This is a genomic window from Roseateles aquatilis (assembly GCF_002205645.1).
GTDB lineage: Bacteria > Pseudomonadota > Gammaproteobacteria > Burkholderiales > Burkholderiaceae_C > Roseateles > Roseateles aquatilis.
In genome coordinates this window covers 42,796-58,995 of record NZ_NIOF01000014.1, presented here as the reverse complement: position 1 = coordinate 58,995, position 16,200 = coordinate 42,796, and the positions used below count along the sequence as shown (strand labels likewise).

The 16,200-nt window shown below is 69.9% G+C and carries 15 protein-coding genes; 4 read left to right on the top strand and 11 right to left on the bottom strand.

What is annotated here, in order from left to right:
* Nucleotides 1–236: 236 nt before the first annotated feature.
* Nucleotides 237–1,229, top strand: a complete 993-nt coding sequence (locus CDN99_RS23015; protein ID WP_088387222.1) for an MBL fold metallo-hydrolase — start codon at nucleotides 237–239, stop codon at nucleotides 1,227–1,229.
* Between the two features lie 65 nt (nucleotides 1,230–1,294).
* Here CDN99_RS23015 and CDN99_RS23010 read toward each other — a convergent pair whose 3' ends face one another.
* The 3 genes from CDN99_RS23010 to CDN99_RS23000 form a co-directional block, all read right to left on the bottom strand.
* Complete coding sequence (locus tag CDN99_RS23010) at nucleotides 1,295–2,032, bottom strand: DNA-binding protein (RefSeq protein ID WP_088387221.1); 738 nt, start codon at nucleotides 2,030–2,032, stop codon at nucleotides 1,295–1,297.
* Nucleotides 2,029–2,919, bottom strand: a complete 891-nt coding sequence (locus tag CDN99_RS23005; RefSeq protein WP_088387220.1) for a HipA domain-containing protein — start codon at nucleotides 2,917–2,919, stop codon at nucleotides 2,029–2,031. Before CDN99_RS23005 ends, CDN99_RS23010 begins: the two co-directional genes overlap by 4 nt.
* 122 nt (nucleotides 2,920–3,041) lie before the next feature.
* Nucleotides 3,042–3,941: a LysR family transcriptional regulator gene (locus tag CDN99_RS23000; RefSeq protein WP_088387219.1), complete on the bottom strand. Its 900-nt coding sequence runs from the start codon at nucleotides 3,939–3,941 to the stop codon at nucleotides 3,042–3,044.
* A 105-nt stretch (nucleotides 3,942–4,046) separates the two neighbouring features.
* Between CDN99_RS23000 and CDN99_RS22995 the strand changes: the two genes are divergently transcribed.
* Nucleotides 4,047–5,117, top strand: coding sequence for an NAD-dependent epimerase/dehydratase family protein (locus tag CDN99_RS22995; protein WP_375134460.1), 1,071 nt, complete (start codon nucleotides 4,047–4,049; stop codon nucleotides 5,115–5,117).
* Here CDN99_RS22995 and CDN99_RS22990 read toward each other — a convergent pair.
* The gene (locus tag CDN99_RS22990) at nucleotides 5,110–5,862 is read right to left on the bottom strand and encodes a substrate-binding periplasmic protein (protein ID WP_158218931.1); all 753 of its coding nucleotides are present in this window, start codon (nucleotides 5,860–5,862) and stop codon (nucleotides 5,110–5,112) included. The genes CDN99_RS22995 and CDN99_RS22990 overlap by 8 nt on opposite strands.
* A 315-nt stretch (nucleotides 5,863–6,177) precedes the next feature.
* Here CDN99_RS22990 and CDN99_RS28760 point away from each other — a divergent pair, with 315 nt between their 5' ends.
* A complete protein-coding gene (locus tag CDN99_RS28760; RefSeq protein ID WP_158218930.1) occupies nucleotides 6,178–6,708 on the top strand; it encodes an outer membrane beta-barrel protein in 531 nt (176 codons plus the stop codon).
* Between the two features lie 138 nt (nucleotides 6,709–6,846).
* Here CDN99_RS28760 and CDN99_RS22980 read toward each other — a convergent pair whose 3' ends face one another.
* From CDN99_RS22980 to CDN99_RS22955, 6 genes are all read right to left on the bottom strand, one after another.
* Entirely contained in the window at nucleotides 6,847–8,487 is a 1,641-nt protein-coding gene (locus tag CDN99_RS22980; protein ID WP_088387217.1) for a peptide chain release factor 3, read from the bottom strand.
* Between the two features lie 105 nt (nucleotides 8,488–8,592).
* Entirely contained in the window at nucleotides 8,593–9,210 is a 618-nt protein-coding gene (locus tag CDN99_RS22975) for a type 1 glutamine amidotransferase family protein (protein ID WP_088387216.1), read from the bottom strand.
* A 110-nt stretch (nucleotides 9,211–9,320) separates the two neighbouring features.
* Nucleotides 9,321–9,674: a hypothetical protein gene (locus CDN99_RS22970; RefSeq protein WP_088387215.1), complete on the bottom strand. Its 354-nt coding sequence runs from the start codon at nucleotides 9,672–9,674 to the stop codon at nucleotides 9,321–9,323.
* A 95-nt stretch (nucleotides 9,675–9,769) separates the two neighbouring features.
* Nucleotides 9,770–10,984: an acetate/propionate family kinase gene (locus CDN99_RS22965; RefSeq protein ID WP_088387214.1), complete on the bottom strand. Its 1,215-nt coding sequence runs from the start codon at nucleotides 10,982–10,984 to the stop codon at nucleotides 9,770–9,772.
* Nucleotides 10,985–10,987: 3 nt separating this feature from the next.
* Nucleotides 10,988–11,767, bottom strand: a complete 780-nt coding sequence (gene fabI, locus CDN99_RS22960) for an enoyl-ACP reductase FabI (protein ID WP_088387213.1) — start codon at nucleotides 11,765–11,767, stop codon at nucleotides 10,988–10,990.
* Complete coding sequence (locus CDN99_RS22955; RefSeq protein WP_088387212.1) at nucleotides 11,764–14,448, bottom strand: DUF3141 domain-containing protein; 2,685 nt, start codon at nucleotides 14,446–14,448, stop codon at nucleotides 11,764–11,766. The genes fabI and CDN99_RS22955 overlap by 4 nt, the downstream gene beginning before the upstream one ends.
* Before the next feature lie 117 nt (nucleotides 14,449–14,565).
* Between CDN99_RS22955 and CDN99_RS22950 the strand changes: the two genes are divergently transcribed.
* Nucleotides 14,566–15,549 carry a phosphate acetyltransferase gene (locus CDN99_RS22950; RefSeq protein WP_088387211.1) on the top strand — a complete coding sequence of 328 codons (984 nt, stop codon included), beginning with the start codon at nucleotides 14,566–14,568 and terminating at the stop codon, nucleotides 15,547–15,549.
* Nucleotides 15,550–15,643: 94 nt separating this feature from the next.
* Here the strand turns inward: CDN99_RS22950 and CDN99_RS22945 are convergent, their stop codons facing one another.
* On the bottom strand, nucleotides 15,644–16,168 hold the full coding sequence (locus CDN99_RS22945) for a Dps family protein (RefSeq protein ID WP_088387210.1): 525 nt from the start codon (nucleotides 16,166–16,168) through the stop codon (nucleotides 15,644–15,646).
* Between the last annotated feature and the right edge of the window lie 32 nt (nucleotides 16,169–16,200).

The window sequence follows — 16,200 nt, the reverse complement described above, 5'->3', positions numbered from 1 at the left end:
TGATTTCGAGGGGGGCTGACAGCCTGCATCAACTACGCCGCAACCGTCTTGCATGAGACTGACAGCACCGTCGAAAGCGCTTGCCACAGACCCTGTTCCGACCGTCGTGTGTCACCGGAATCTCCTGTGGGAGAACGGTGCTTCTGCCATTCGGGAAGGGCACGTCCGCGCGCTGGTGGCTATGCTGCGCGGCTGCCGGTCCAGGGGCCGGTCTTCCCATGCAACAGGAGCTCGCCATGACCCGTGACCACGCACCTATCCGCGGACAATTCCGTGGACGCCTTGCCGCCCTCGCCACCGCCGCCGGAATCGCGCTTTCTCTGGGCGCCGTCGGCGCGCACGCGGCCGCGCCGCAGGTGAAGACGCAGGCGCCGGGCTACTACCGGATGATGCTGGGGGACTTCGAAATCACCGCGCTCAGCGACGGCACCATCGACCTGCCCGTCGATCAGCTGATGGACAAGGCCAAGCCGGGCACGGTGGTGAAGGCGCTGCAGAAGTCGTATCTGAAGCCGCCGGTCGAGACCTCGATCAACGCCTACCTCATCAACACCGGCACCAAGCTGGTGCTGATCGACACGGGGGCCAACGGCGCCTTCGGTCCCACCACCGGCAAGCTGCTGGCCAACCTGAAAGCCGCGGGCTACCAGCCCGAGCAGGTCGACGAGGTCTACATCACCCACCTGCATCCCGACCACGTCGCGGGCCTGACGAAGGACGGCCAGGCGGTGTTTCCGAACGCGGTGGTGCGGCTGGACCAGCGTGACGCCGATTTCTGGCTCAACGCCGACAACGCGGTCAAGGAAGCGCCGGGCCACAAGGACTTCTTCGGCGCGGCGATCGCATCGCTGAAGCCCTACAAGGACGCCGGCCGCCTGAAGCCGTTCAGCGGCGAGACCGAGCTGGTCCCCGGCATCCGCACCCATGCGGCCTACGGCCACACGCCGGGCCACACGGTCTACCTGGTCGAGAGCCAGGGCCAGAAGCTGGCGGTGTGGGGCGACCTGATGCACGTCGCGGCGGTGCAGTTCCCGGACCCGACGGTGACGATCAACTTCGACTCGGACTCGAAGGCCGCGATGCCGCAGCGTCGCCAGGCCTACGCGGACGCCGCGAAGAACGGCTACTGGGTCGCCATCGCGCATGTGTCCTTCCCGGGCATCGGCCACGTGGCGCAGGACGGCAAGGGCTATCGCTGGGTGCCGGTGAACTACAGCATCAAGCCCTGACCGGCAGGGCGGGGCGTTGAACGCCCCGCCTCCAATCGTCGCTTCAAGCACCAGGCCTCGACCGACTACGGCGTGAGCACGGTGTAGTCGCTTGACGTCATCGGTTGAAAGGACGCCGGTAGGCCGCAGCGTAGTTCGATCAGCACGCGGCGAGCGAAGGGGGCGCCGAGTTCATTGATCCTGCGTACCTCGGCGGTGATTGCCGAAGGTTCGATCAAACCCTGACGCAAGTCTTCAATGAGGTAGCGAGGCGCCCAGCCAATCAAATGCCCATCGGATGTTTGCAGTTGGATCGCGAAACCGGTCGCTGGGTTGTTGACTTCGATCGCCACCTGCAGCTTCTCGCCTGGCATCAGTCGTTTGGCGCGGATCTGTGCCTCCGACGATACGTGGCGCAAGCCATGCAGAAAGAATCGGCTGCAGATCGATCCGTCAGCCCGTTTCTCGAGCTTGGGAAAGACTTCGAGGCTGTCCGTCTCCCGTTCCCCGCCGGTGAGACCCAGGATCTCGACCGGATCGGCTCTTAGCGGATCCATGTCGAGCCACCCCAGGTACTCGGCGAAGTCCTTGCGATTGGGGTCGAGGATTCGATTCTTGAAGAGGGGGAATAGCTCGTCGGCCTCGTAGCGGCGATTCAGGTCTGGGAATGCAATGAGCGCGCTGAACCCCGCTTCCTCTTGAGCCTTGATCGCCCCTCCCGTATAGCGAAAGACGAAATGGTGGTCTTCCGCGTCGAGGCGGCCGATGGGGAACCATGCCCGGGTTGGGCGTGGTGTCTGCCATGCGAGGAAGAGCGTGTTCATCGGGGGATCTCGTTCATGGATTGTTGGGCGCGGAGGATCATGGCGAGCGCGAAGCGTTTTGCCATGGTCGTCGCGCGCGCTTCAGGCAGGGCATGCACGATGCCGCTGATCGTTTCCTCGCTCAGTCCGGTGACAGACATGAGCGCCGAACGAAAGTAGTGAGGATATGCGACGGCTGCCGTCTCCACCAGGCGGAGGGGATTGGCGCCTCGGACGTCGGAGGACACGTGGAAGATGCCGCCCTTGCCCTTTTCGATGTAGCGCGAGATCTGAGCGTTCCGCAGCAGATCCGCCCGCCTGGGATCCAGCAGTTCTCGACCCAGCGAGGAGGCATGGTCGTAGCTTGGCGCGACACCCACCGCAAAGCGGTTTGCCGCCCGGTCGGCGCGGATCAGCAAGCCCCAGTTCTCGTGATGTCGATCGGTGTTGCCGATCAACGCATCGAGCACCAGATAGCCGGCGAGGGTCGTCAGCATGGGACCCACCAAGCGGGTTTCGCGGAACAGCGCATGCATCGCCGAGACGACGTTGTCCAATGTGTGATCCGCTTGATTGAATGTCTTCGTGCGGTCATAGCCCGTGACATGGAAGGCGAGGACTTCGTTGCCGTGCACCAGTTCTTCGCCCGCGTCGGGATTCATGAAGCTGCGCGAGATGCAGCCACGGCGCCCGCAGTAGTCCGCCAGCTCTACTCTGGCGGCGGGAATGCCGAGGGCGTGAGCGAGTTCGGCGGCCACCTTCTCCGACCAATCCTCACCCGTGTTCTCACGCGCCTCCTTGAACAGCCAGCGCTCCCCGCCGAGCGTCACCCAGAACTTGGGCTTGCTGCCGAGTGGTTCGGTGTCTTCTCGGGCGTCCTCGGGAATCGAGACGATGTCGTAGGCCATGGGCGTGGAGCTTAGCCCTGCCGAATGCAATGACCAACGACCTGGAACTGCTGAGGACGGCGTGCCAGTACCCCCTGAATGTCGTCGATGGCGGAGACCCGTGCATGCTCGAAGAGAGGCCTCTATCCGAGTCCGATGTGTTGCCCGAGACCGCAAATCAGCGCCTCGAACACCACCCGGCATCGCGGGCTGTCCCGCAGATCCTCGTGCATCGTGACCCAGGTTTCGAGCGGGATGCTGAGCTCGTCCTCCAGCACGCGCCGCAGCGCCGGATCGCGCCGGGCCAACGCCACCTGGCACAGGCCGATCCCGGCGCCCGCGCGGATCAGCGCCAGCTGGGCCAGGTCGCTGTCGGAGCGCAGCGCGAAACGCTCCCGCGCCATGACCGGGTAGCGCCGCGCGAGCTCGCGGATGTAGGGCGCCGGCTGGTCGTATCCGATCAGCGTGTGGCCGTCCGCGATCAGCGTCTTCATCGAGCGCGGCATGCCATGCGCCGCCAGATAGCGCTCATGCGCGTGAGCGGCGACCTCGACCACGCCGACGCGCCGCGCGATCAGTTGCTCCTGCTTTGGCGACGTCATCCGGATCGCGATGTCGGCCTCGCGGCGCAGCAGGTCCTGCACGCGGTTGCTCAGCACCAGCTCCACGATCAGCGCCGGATGCCGCTCGCGCAATTCGGCCAGCACCGGCGGCAGGACCTCCACCCCGACCACCTCGCTGGCGGTGACACGTACCACGCCGCGGACGCCGTCGCCATGGCTGCGCGCCGTGCGCTCCAGCGCGGCGGCGGTGCTGTCCATCGCCTCCGCATAGGGGCGCAGCGCCTGCGCCGCCTCCGTCGGCGACAGCCCCGAGGGCGTGCGCACGAACAGCGATTGACCCACCTGCGCCTCCAGCGCGGCCACATGCCGGCCCACCGTCGGCTGCGTCAGGTCCAGCGCTCGCGCGGCGCCGGACAACGAGCCCTCCCGCAGCACGCCCAGAAAGGACCGGTACCACTCCCATGCGATCGTCGAAGTCATACGAAAATGTATAGCCGAAGGTCGATAGTCGCCAATTTTCAATGAGGCCCGCAGTTCTCAGAATGACGCCATTCCTTCAACGAACAGGAGCTGGCGATGGATGCGATGACTTCGATGGATGCGGTGGGCCTGCTGGGCGCGATGACGGCGTCGGCGCGTCGGATCGCGCTGGTGCTGGGCGCGAGCGGTGGCATCGGCGGTGCAATGGCGCGGCGGCTGCGCGACGCGGGATGGACGGTGCGGGCGCTCAAGCGCGGCCTGGCGAGTGAGTCCGAGCAGCGCGACGGCCTGCTCTGGTTGCGCGGCGACGCGCTCGACGCGATGGACGTGCAGCGCGCCGCGCAGGGCTGCGAGGTGATCGTGCACGCGGTCAATCCGCCGGGGTATCGGCGCTGGAGCGAGTGGGTGCTGCCGATGCTGGACAACACCCTCGCCGCGGCCCGGGCGCGTGGCGCCACCGTCGTGCTGCCGGGCACCGTCTACAACTACGGTCCCGACGCGCTGCCGCATCCCGGCGAGGACGCGCCGCAGCGCCCCGTGACGCGCAAGGGCGCGATCCGCGTCGAGATGGAACGCCGCCTGCGCCAGGGCGCCGAGCGCGGCGAGTTCCGCGCGATCGTGCTCCGCGCCGGCGACTTCTTCGGACCGGACGCGGCCAACAACTGGTTCTCGCAAGGGCTGGTGACGCCCGGCAAGCCGGTCACGCGGATCCAGCAGCCGGGCCGGGACGGCGTCGGCCATCAATGGGCCTACCTGCCGGATGTCGCCGCGGCGATGGCCGCGCTGATCGAGCGCCGCGAGCGCCTGCCGGCCTTCGCGCGTTTCCACTTCGCCGGCCATTGGGATGCCGACGGCCGCCAGATGGCCGAGGCGATCCGGCGCGTGGTCCGCGCGCGCTCCGGCGTCGCACCGCGCATCGGTCGTTTCCCCTGGTGGGCGGTGCGGCTGGGCGCGCCGGTGGTGCCGCTGTTCCGGGAGCTGGCGGAGATGCGCTACCTGTGGCGCAAGCCGCTGCGCATGGATGGCGCGCGGCTGGCCGCCGAGCTGGTCCGCGATGGCGGCGTGCCGCACACGCCGCTGGATGCCGCCGTCGAACGCACGCTGGAGTCGCTGGGCTGCCTGCCGGTTGGTGAGTCGACGGGCGCTGGTGCGGACGCGCGCCGCGCCTTCAGCTGAAGTACCGCTGCCGCAGCCGGTCGTAGCGACCGTCGCGCTTGAGGCGGTCCAGCGCGTCCTGCAGCTTGCGCGCCACCGCCGGATCGGCGTCGGGCGGCAGGCCGAACCAGTAGGACTTGTCCACGTCCATTGGCAGCACCGGCGTCAGCGTCGTGTACGGCAGCTTCAGCTGCCGCAGATGCCAGGCCGCCGCCCAGTCGAGCATGACGATCAGGTCCATGCGGCCGGCCAGCAGCTTGCGCAGGTTGGTGGCGTCGTCCAGGCCGAATTCCAGATCCACCTCCGGCCGCAGCCCGGCCGCCAGCAGGTACGCGGCCGAGGCGGAATCGCGCGCGACGCCGATCCGCAGGCCGTCGAGCTGCTGCAGGCTGCGCGGCTGCGCCTCGGTGCGCTGGCTGAGGCGATAGATGAGGATGCGGCGCGGGCTGATGGGGCCGACCCAGCGGTATTGGGTCTCGCGCTCCGGCGTGCGCGTCAGCGAATACAGCACGCTGTGCCGCTGCCGCGCGGCCTCTTGCACCGAGCGCTGCCACGGCAGCACGTCGATGCGCAGCGTCAGGCCCGCCTCGGCCGCCATCAGGCGCAGCAGCTCGGTGCTGAAGCCTTGTGCCTCGCCCCCCTCCATGTAGTTGAGCGGCGGCAGGTTCTCCGTGAACGCGTGCAGCGCCGCGGAGCCATGCGGCACCGACGGCCCGGGCTGTGCGCGGGCCAGGCCCGGCGCGCCCACCAGCAAGGCTGCCGCCAACAGAAGGCGGCAGCCACGGCGGAGCTCCGGTGGCGGGCTGGTCACGTACGGCATACGACGCAGTGTAGAGAGCCGGGAGGGTCGACCGACAACGATGTCGGCCGCGTGGCGCCAAGCATGTCACGAGTGCCGAAGCCGTGGCGCGCGTCGGTCCGCGGCGTGGGGGCAGGTCTTGACAGGGCGCCCACCCCCCGATGGGGGAAGCGACGAAAACCCCGGCGCCGGTGCGCGTCGGCATTGATATCCTGCGGCCCGCTCCGATCGGAGCACCACGAGGCAACAGGCCGCCAGGCAGCGGCGCAGGGAGAGGACAACATGAAGCAATGGCTGTTGATCGCCGCGGCGATCGTGGGAGCGGGCGCGGCCCATGCGGCGCCGTCGGTGCCCGATGAAGGCATGTACGCCACGGTGAGCTTCGCCCGGGCGAGCGGGTCCAACGAGACCTACCGGACCCGCGGCACCCCGTCGTTCGGATCCAGCGTGGGTTACCGCTTCAACTCGACGGTGGGCGTCGAGGTCTACTACCGCACGCTGAGCTTCGAGCTGTTCCCGGGTTGGTCGTCGCAGAATTATTCCTATCCCGAGACCCACGTCGGCCTTGCCGCCACCGCCAACCTGCCGCTGAGCGGATCCTGGAGCGCCACCGGCCGCCTGGGTGTGGGCAACACACGCATGAAGGTCGCGGGCAGCGGCTTCCGCGACGACGGGCGCAACAAGACGACGGTCTCGGCCGGCGCCGGCCTGGCCTGGCACCTGAGCCGCAGCGTCTCGCTGACCGGCGGCTACGAACGGTACGCCGGCATCAACACGGGACTGTGGTCGGTGGGCGCCGAGTTCCGCTTCTGATCCACGGCCGGATCCGCTGATCCGGCGTCGCTCCGGCCGGTGATCAGCCGGTGATTCGATCACCGGCCTGCCACGTGCCGGATCGCCGATCGGCCTGTTGAACCGCTTGGACCGCTGGACCGCGGGAGCACCCGGCGATCAGGCGTCCATCTGCTTCTGGAACACCAGGCCCGCATGCTCGCGCAGCGCATGGAACTTGATCTTGGGCCAGTTCTCCTGCATCGCGCGCAGTTCGCCGGCGTACTCCAGCAGTACCGTCGGCGCGTTGACCGCGTCCCAGGCGACGCGGTGCGCGTTGTGGTCGATGAAGCGACGCAGCTCCTTCTCGCCGCCGTCGGCCTCGTCGCAGGTCACCCAGCGCGCGACGTTGTAGCGCGCCGCGGTGATGCGGGCCTTGACGCCGTACTCGTGCTCCAGCCGGTGCGCGACGACCTCGAACTGCAGCTGGCCGACGGCGCCCAGCAGCAGCACGCTGCCGGCCTCGGGCCGGAAGACCTGGATCGCGCCTTCCTCGCCGAGCTGGCGCAGGCCCTCGCGCAACTGCTTGGTCTTGAGCGGATCCGCGACCTCGACCGAGCGGAACATTTCCGGCGCGAAGAACGGCAGGCCGGTGTACTGCAGCGCCTCGCCCTCGGTGATGGTGTCGCCCAGCTGCAGCACGCCGTGATTGGGGATGCCGATGATGTCGCCGGCGAAGGCCTCGTCCAACAACTCGCGGCGCTGGCTCAGGAAGCTGACCACGGTGTTGGGGCGCAGCTCCTTGCCGGAGCGCACCACCTTCAGCCGCATGCCGCGCTCGAAGTGGCCGGAGGCCACGCGCAGGAAGGCGATGCGGTCGCGGTGCGCCGGGTCCATGTTGGCCTGGATCTTGAAAACCACGCCGGTGAACTTGGGCTCTTCCGGCTGCACGACGCGCTGCATCGCGGCGCGTTCGGCGGGCGCGGGCGCCAGCTCCACCAGCGCGTCCAGCACTTCCTGCACGCCGAAGTTGTTGACGGCGGAGCCGAAGAACATCGGCGTCTGACGTCCGCTCAGGAAAGCCGCCTCGTCGAAGGCGGGCGCGGCCTCGTTGACCAGCTCGATCTCGCCCTGCGCGTTCTCGTACTGCATGCCGAAGCGCTCAGCGTAGGCCGGGTTATCCAGCCCGTCGAGCACTTCCTCGGTGCCGGCGGCGCGGTCCTCGCCGGGCGAGAACACGCGCATGCGCTGCTGGCGCAGGTCCATCACGCCGTGGAAGTGCTTGCCCATGCCCACCGGCCAGGTGAAGGGCACCACCGTCATGCCCAGCTCGCGCTCGATTTCGTCCATCAGCGCCAGCGGCTCCTGCACCTCGCGGTCGAGCTTGTTGACGAAGGTCAGGATCGGCGTGTTGCGCGCGCGGCAGACCTGCAGCAGGCGGCGCGTCTGCGGCTCGACGCCGTTGGCCGCGTCGATGACCATCAGCGCCGCGTCCACGGCGGTCAGCACGCGGTAGGTGTCTTCCGAGAAGTCCTGGTGGCCCGGGGTGTCCAGCAGGTTGATGACGCAGTCCCGGTACTCCATCTGCATCACCGACGACGCCACCGAGATGCCGCGCTGCTTCTCGATCTCCATCCAGTCGGAGGTCGCGTGCCGCGAGGCCTTGCGCGCCTTCACCGAGCCGGCGATCTGGATCGCGCCGGAAAACAGCAGCAGCTTTTCCGTCAGCGTAGTCTTGCCCGCGTCCGGGTGGGAAATGATGGCGAAGGTGCGGCGACGGCGCACTTCGGACTGGATGCGGCTGGGCTGGTCGGTGGACATGGCGCGGAGGAGGCCGCGCGCCAGGCCTGGAGGCCGCGCGCGCTGGACGTGAAGGGGGAATCGGGGGCCGGTGACGGCGAACCGGCGATTATCGGCGAAGCCCCGCTATCGATCGTTCAACGCGTCCGGCATGAAGGGCCGCACGCGCGCCAGCAGGCGGTCCACGTAGGCCGTCTTCTCGCCGACCGGCGCGGCGTACGTCAGCGCGTCGCGCGCGGCGGCCTCGCCGGCCTTGCTCCACATCAGCCACGCGGACAGGTACTGCGAGGCCAGGCAGCCGCCCGAGGTCGCCACCGGGCCGCGGGCGTGGAAGGGCTCGTCGAGCACGCGCACGCCGGCCTCGACCAGCCATGGCCGCGTCGTTTGATCGGTGCAGGCCGGCGCGTCGCCGAGCAGGCCCAGCCGCGCCACCAGCAGCGCGCCCGAGCACTGCGACGCGATCAGCTGCCGCGTCGGATCGAGCTGCAACCGGTCCAGCAGCGCGGAGTTCTCCGCCATCGCCCGGGTGTAGAGACCGGAGCCGAACCATACCGCGTCGGCCTCGTTGGCCCATTCCAGCGGCCGCTGCAGTTGCACGGTCACGCCGTTCATCGAGGTCACCAGGGGCCCCGGCCCGCACAACTCGGCGGACCAGCCTCGCGGCTTGAGCCGGTTCAGCAGGCCCAGCGGGACGAAGCTGTCCAGCTCGTTGAAGCCGTCGAAGGAGAGGATGGCGATGCGCATGGGGATGCCGCGGGGCGAGGCCGCGACCTTGCGAAGGCGGTGCGGCCGACTGTAGCGCCGGCACGCGCAACGCCCAAGCGGCGTGGGGTTATTGGGGGGATTCGATCGCCTCAGGCGGGGGCGGCGCCGTCCAGCGTGCCCAGCGTGCCGAGCTGCGTGCCGATGCGCGCCAGCAGGTGATGGCGCACGCGCTGGATCACCTCGGCGGCGTCGGCCGGGCCGAGCTCCTCGGCCAGCTGGGCCTGGATCTCGTAGTGCAGGTAGAGCAGACCGCGCAGTTTCTCGAAGCCGGCTTCATGGCCGTCGCCGCAGACACGCAGGTCCTTGTCCAGCACGCGCTGGATCACGCCGGGATCGAGCAGCCGGACGTGGCACATGATCGCCAGTTGCGCGATCTCCAGGTCCACGCTCTCGACGGTCTTCTCCCACTCCTCGAGGCTGTGGCGTTGCTTGGGGGTCCTCATGGCGATGTCCTTTCGATGTTCCATCCGTCCGCGCGCCAAGCGGCGCCACGTCGCGCGCCGGGCCCTCGCGGGTATGCGCGTCCCTACACGCGCGCTCAGCCGGCCAGGAGCCGGAAGGTGTGGCGAGCCATCATGAGCTCCTCGTCGGTCGGAATGACCCAGGCCTCGCAGCGGCTGTCGACGGTGCTGATGCGTCGCTCGGCGGGGCCGTCGCGGTTGACGGACTCGTGCGCCGACAGGCCCAGCCACAGGCAGCGCGACATCACGCGACGGCGGATCTCCGTCGCATGTTCGCCGATACCCGCGGTGAAGACCACCCCGTCCAGGCCGCCCATCTCGGCCGCCAGCGCGCCGATCTCGCGCGCGATGCGGTGCACGAAGACGTCGATCGCGAAACGCGCCCGCTGCGTGTCGCTGGCCAGCAGCTGGCGCATGTCGCTGGAGATGCCGGACAGGCCCAGCAGGCCGGACTGCTTGTAGAGCAGCGTTTCGAGCTCGCGGGCATCCATCCGGCGCTCGTCCATCAGGAAGAGCAGCACGCCGGGGTCGACGGCGCCGCTGCGCGTACCCATCGGCAGGCCGTCGACGGCGGTGAAACCCATGCTGCTGGCGATGCTGCGACCGCGGTGCAGCGCGCAGGCGCTGGCGCCGTTGCCCAGGTGCAGCACGACGACGCGGCCGTCGGCCAGCCGCGGCGACAACGCCGGCAGGCGCGACGCGATGTACTCGTAGCTCAGGCCGTGGAAGCCGTAGCGCCGCACGCCGGCCTCGAAGAGCGCGTAGGGCAGCGCGAAGGCGTCGGCCACGTCCGACTGGCCGCGATGGAAGGCGGTGTCGAAGCAGGCGACCTGCGGCAGTTGCGGCAGCGCCGCGAAGGCGCGCCGGATCGGCCCCAGGTTGTGCGGCTGATGCAGCGGCGCCAGCGGCACCAGCGTCTCCAGCCGTGCCAGCACGTCCGGCGTGACGACGACGGGCTCGGCGAAGTCGGTCCCGCCGTGCACGACCCGATGGCCGATGCCGAGCATCCGGATGCCGGGGAATTCATGGGTGACGAACTCGACCAGGTGATCGAGCGCGCCGTCATGGCTCAGGCCGACGTCGACCGGCCAGTCGCGCGCGCCGGCCGTCGTGCCGTCGGCGTGTTTCGCCTCGAAGTGCGGCGCCGTGCCCAGGCCCTCGACCTGCGCGCGCAGCTCCAGCCGCAGCGGGCCGCGTTGCCGGTCCTCGTGCAACGAGAACATCGACAGCTTGATGCTGGACGACCCCGCGTTGACGACCGCGATGAACTCGCCTTCTAGCCGTGGATCCATCGCTCACCCCATGATGTGATAACCGCCGTCGACGTACAGCGTGGTGCCGGTGATGAGCCGCGCGTGATCGGCCGCGAGCATCGCGGTGGCGTAGCCCACGTCGTCGATGGTGGCGAGCGCGTGGGCCGGCGCGCGCGCCGCGGCGTCGGCGAGCAGATGGTCGAACTCCGCCAGCCCCGACGCGGCGCGTGTCGCGATCGGCCCCGGCGAGATCGCGTGCACGCGGATGCCGGCCGGGCCCAGCTCGTGCGCCAGGTAGCGCACCGAGGACTCCAGCGCCGCCTTCACCGGGCCCATCAGGTTGTAGTGCTCGACGACCTTGCTGGCGCCCTGGAAGCTCATCGTGAACAGCGTACCGCCGCCGCGCATCAGCGGCTCCGCCAAGCGCGCCATGCGGATGAAGCTGTGGCACGAGATGTCCATCGCCATCGCGAAGCCCGCCGCGCTGCTGTCCACCAGCCGGCCGTGCAGGTCGTCCTTGGGCGCGAAGGCGATCGAATGCAGCGCCGCGTGCAGCACGCCCCAGCGTTCGGTGATGGCGGCGAAGACGCTTTCCAGCGCGTCGGCCTGGCGCAGGTCCAGCGGCAACAGCAGCTCGGCGCCCAAGGCCTCGGCCAGCGGCGCGACGTGCGGCAGCGCCTTGTCGTTCAGGTAGGTGATCGCCAGATCGGCGCCCATGGCGCGAAACGCGCGGGCGCAGCCATGGGCGATCGACTGGTCGTTGGCGATGCCGGTGACCAGCACCTTGCGGCCGGCGAGCGGCAATGCGGCGGCGCCGGTCACGCGGCGGCCCTCCGGCGGCGCGACGGCGACGGCGCGGGCGTGGCGGCCTTGCGGGTGGCGGTCTTCGCCGGGGCGGGCGCGGCCTTCGTCGTCCGCGGGGTCTTCGCGGTCTTCACCGCCGCGGGGGCCGGTTGGGCCGAGGGGCGGGCGTTGCCGCCCCGTGCCTTGCCGGGCGGGGGCGTCGTGGTCGGGGTCGTCTTCGAGGCGGTCGCGGACGAACCCGCCGCGGCGGAGGTTCGGGACGGGGCCCCGGATGAGGCCTGGGAGGACGCCCGGGAGGATGCCCGGGATGCGCCCGTGGACGAAGCCCTGGTCGAGGCACTGGCCCTGGGCGGGCGCGGCGGCTTGGGCGCCGGCGACGCGGCGATCGACACGGTCGCCGCCGGCTGGGCCGACAGGGACTGCGCCAGCGCCGCGACCCGCCCCGGATCGACGCCCAGCACGCTGTGCAGGTACCGCGAGGCAGGGGAGCCTGGATCCGTGAGCTCGGACTCGGCCATCAACACCGCGCTGGCCAGCGCCACCGCGTGCTCGCGATCGGCCAGGTCGGGCAGCAGCCGGGGCACGGCGGCGATCGCCTCGTTGCGCGCGAAGGTGACGACCAGCGCCTGGCGATGCAGCACCGTCGCCCAGTCCTCCGACGGCGTCGCCGAGGCGGTCGGCGCGGCGGCGGCGACCTGGGCGACCTGGGCGTCCTGGGCGGCCATGCGCTCATGCGCGTCCGCCAGCATCTGCCCCAGGATCAGGCCGCGCCGCTGCACGACGCCGCGATGCGCCATGCCGGCCAGCAGGATGCGGCAGACGGCCTCCTGGAAGCCGCCCTGGTTCACTTGCGCCAGCGCCACGCGGCGGCCCTCGGCCTCATCCGCGGCGGCATGGGCATCGCCCGCCGCCTGGTCGGTCTCGCGCGGCGGCAGCACCGCGCCCAGGCCGTTCGGACCGTAGACCGCCTCGACCCAGCGCACCGTCGCCGCGTCGCGTTGCTGGCCGACGCGGTCCAGGCCTTCGCTGATCCAGCGGGAGCCGAGCTGTTCCCACGCCAGCCACGGGTTGTGCCCGTCGATGGGCTGGCGATGCTCGCGCGCGTTCTCCGCCTGCAGCCGGATCCATGGCGCCAGCGGATGCAGGTTGGACAGGGCCAGGTGTTGCTGCCGCAGCGGATGCTGCCAGCGCAGCCATTCGCCCAGCGCCTTGTTGCCGACGCCGCGCACCAACGGCTGCAGCCACTGGCGGTAGTTGCGCATGTTGAGCTCGGAGACCTGCGCGATGGTGCTGAACAGCGCCTCGTCGCGGCGCCCCTCGGGATTGAGCGCGCGCAGGTCGTCGACGGTGCGCAGCTCGAAGCTGACGCTGTAGTCGCCCGATTCGAGTGCCGCCAGCGGGGCGTCGGGATCGCGCGCGTCGATCTTCATTTCATAGAGGCCCGGCGGCAGTTCCGCGATCAGTTCGAGCGTGTCGACGATCTGCTCGTGCTCGCGCCGCGCCACCGAGCCGCCCACGAAGATGCCCAGGTGGCCGATGCGCGGATGCAGCATGTAGACGATGGTGCGGCCGGCCTTGACCAACGCCTTCTCGCTGCCCCAGACGTCGATGATCCAGTCCAGCGCCTGTTGCGGCGGCGTGATGTTGTCGCCCCAGGACGCGAAGATCACCATCGGCGCGGCGATCTGGCGCAGGTCGAGCCGGTAGCCTTCCATCTCGACCTCGCCGCGCGCGAGGCGGTTGCCGATGAAGAGGTTCTCGACGATGGCCTCGATCTCCTGGCCGGTCATGCGGAAGTAGCCGCCCCACCAGCGCTCGAAGTCGAGGAAGCGTTCGCGCTCGGTGTCGACGTTGGCGTAGAGGTTGTAGTACTTGTCCCACCAGGTGTTGGCGAGGTTGAGGTTCTCGAAGTTGGAGACCAGGTACGCGCCGTCGAAGCGGTCGCCGCTCAGGTCGGCCGACAGCGCCGACAGCCAGGCGCCGCCCAGCGCGCCGCCGGCGTATCGCATCGGGTTCTGCTGGGGCGATCCGGCCCAGTAGGACAGCGGCGCGCCGTTCAGCACGATCGGACCCATCAGGTCGCTGCGCACAGCCGCCAGCGCGGCGACGGCCCAGCCCGCCTGGCAGTTGCCGATGACCGCCGGCAGGCCCGGCGCCTTCGGATGGCGGCGGCCGACTTCCTCGATGAACAGGGCCTCGGCGCGGGCGACGGCCAGCAGCGTCTGGCCCTCGACGGGCTCGGGCTCGAAGGTGATGAAGTAGACCGGATGGCCGGCGCGCAGCGCCACGCCGATCTCGGAGTCCGGCTTGAAGCCGCCGATGCCCGGGCCGTGGCCGGCGCGCGGATCGATGACCACGATCGGGCGCCGCGCCGGATCGACGCTCACGCCGGCCGGCGGCTCGATGCGCAACAGCGAGTAGTTGCACGGCTGCGGCAGGTCGCGGCCATGCATGAGCAGCTCGTGATCGAACTTCAGCAGCGCGGGCTTGCCGGCGTGCAGGTGGTCCAGGAAGACGTTGCCGCGTTCGCGCATCACGTCCAGCGTCAGCACGGCGCGCTGCCACGCGTCGGTGGCGTACGAGCGCCACGCCTGGGCGGCGTGCTCGGCGGCCAGCGCCGCGACGGCCGCGGGCGTCGCCACGTCCGTGTCAGGGACGGTGGGGTCGACGGCGCCAGGCCGGGGGATCCATTCGAGCATGTCGCTTACTCCCTGCGCCGCACGGCTTGATTTGTTGCAGCGCAGCATGCATCATCGATCGCACTCCGTCGTGAAAGCCCGAGGATCGAAGAGGGTTAAGCGGAGAAGGGAGCCACCATGAACACCCCGTCGCGACCGTTCGGCGCCGCCACGCCGCATCCGCCGAGCGCGCATCCCCATTACGACCGGCTCATCGAGGCCGTGCGCCATCTGCCGCCGCTGCGCATGGCCGTCGTGCACCCGTGCAGCGACGTGGCCCTGCAGGCCGCGGCCGAGGCCGCGTCGCTGGGCATGATCGAGCCGGTGCTGATCGGCCCGGCGGGCAAGGTCTCCGAGGCCGCCGCGGCGGCCGGCGTGGACCTGGCGAAGTACACGCTGTTCGACGTTCCGCACAGCCACGCGGCGGCGGAGATGGCCGTGGCGATGGCGCTCAAGGGCAGCGTCGACGCGTTGATGAAGGGCAGCCTGCACACCGACGAGCTGATGGGCGCCGTGGTGCGTCGCGAGGGCGGCCTGCGGACCGCGCGCCGCATCAGCCACTGCTTCGTGATGGACGTGCCCGGGCACGCGCAGCCGCTGATCATCTCGGACGCGGCGATCAACATCGTGCCGACGCTGGAAGACAAGGTCGACATCGTGCAGAACGCGATCGACCTGGCGCACGCGCTGCGCCTGCCCGAAGTGCGCGTGGCGCTGCTGTCGGCGATGGAGACGGTGAACCCGAAGGTGCCGTCGACGATGGACGCGGCGGCGCTGTGCAAGATGGCCGACCGCGGCCAGATCACCGGCGCGGTGCTCGACGGCCCGCTCGCGATGGACAACGCCATCGACCCGGAGGCGGCCCGCATCAAGGGCATCGTCTCGCCGGTGGCGGGGCGCGCCAACGTGCTGATCGTGCCGGACCTGGACGCCGGCAACATGCTGGCCAAGAGCCTGAGCTTCCTGGCGCAGGCCTATGCGGCGGGGGTGGTGCTCGGCGCGAAGGTGCCGATCGTGCTGACCAGCCGCGCCGACTCGCGCACCGCGCGCCTGGCCTCCTGCGCGCTGGCGTCGATGCTGGCCGAGGCGCGGCGGGCGGGCCGCATCAAGGCGCTGGGCTGACGTTCGGCCGCCGGCCGAAAAGGGAAAGGGGACCGGCGTCCCCTTCCGCGTCACCGTCGCCGATCGAGGCGAACGGGCCGGGCGGCCCGGGTGATCACTCTTCCAGCAGGCTGCGCAGCATCCATGCCGTTTGCTCGTGCACCGTCAGGCGCTGCGTGAGCAGGTCGGCGGTCGGCTCGTCGCTGGCCTTGTCGACCAGCGAGAACAACGCACGCGCGGTGCGGGCGACACCCTCGTGGCCGTCGACCAGGATGCGGACCATGTCCAGCGCCTTCGGCGGGGTGGTGGGGGCGTCCTTCAGCGAGCTCAGCGCGGCGAACTGCGCGTACGAGCCCGGAGCGGCATGGCCCAGCGAGCGGATGCGCTCGGCGATGGGGTCGACCGCGTTCCACAGCTCGGTGTACTGGGCCATGAACATCGCATGCAGCGAGTTGAACATCGGACCGGTCACGTTCCAGTGGAAGTTGTGCGTCGTCAGGTACAGCGTGTAGGTGTCGGCCAGCAGCTTGGACAGGCCTTGCGCGATCGCGGCGCGGTCCTTGTCGCTGATGCCGATCTGGATGCTGGGCGCACCCTTGGCGGACGAGGTCTTGGCGGGGGCGGGGCTCTTCTTGGCCATCGAGGGACTCCTTCTGGGGAATGAATGACGAA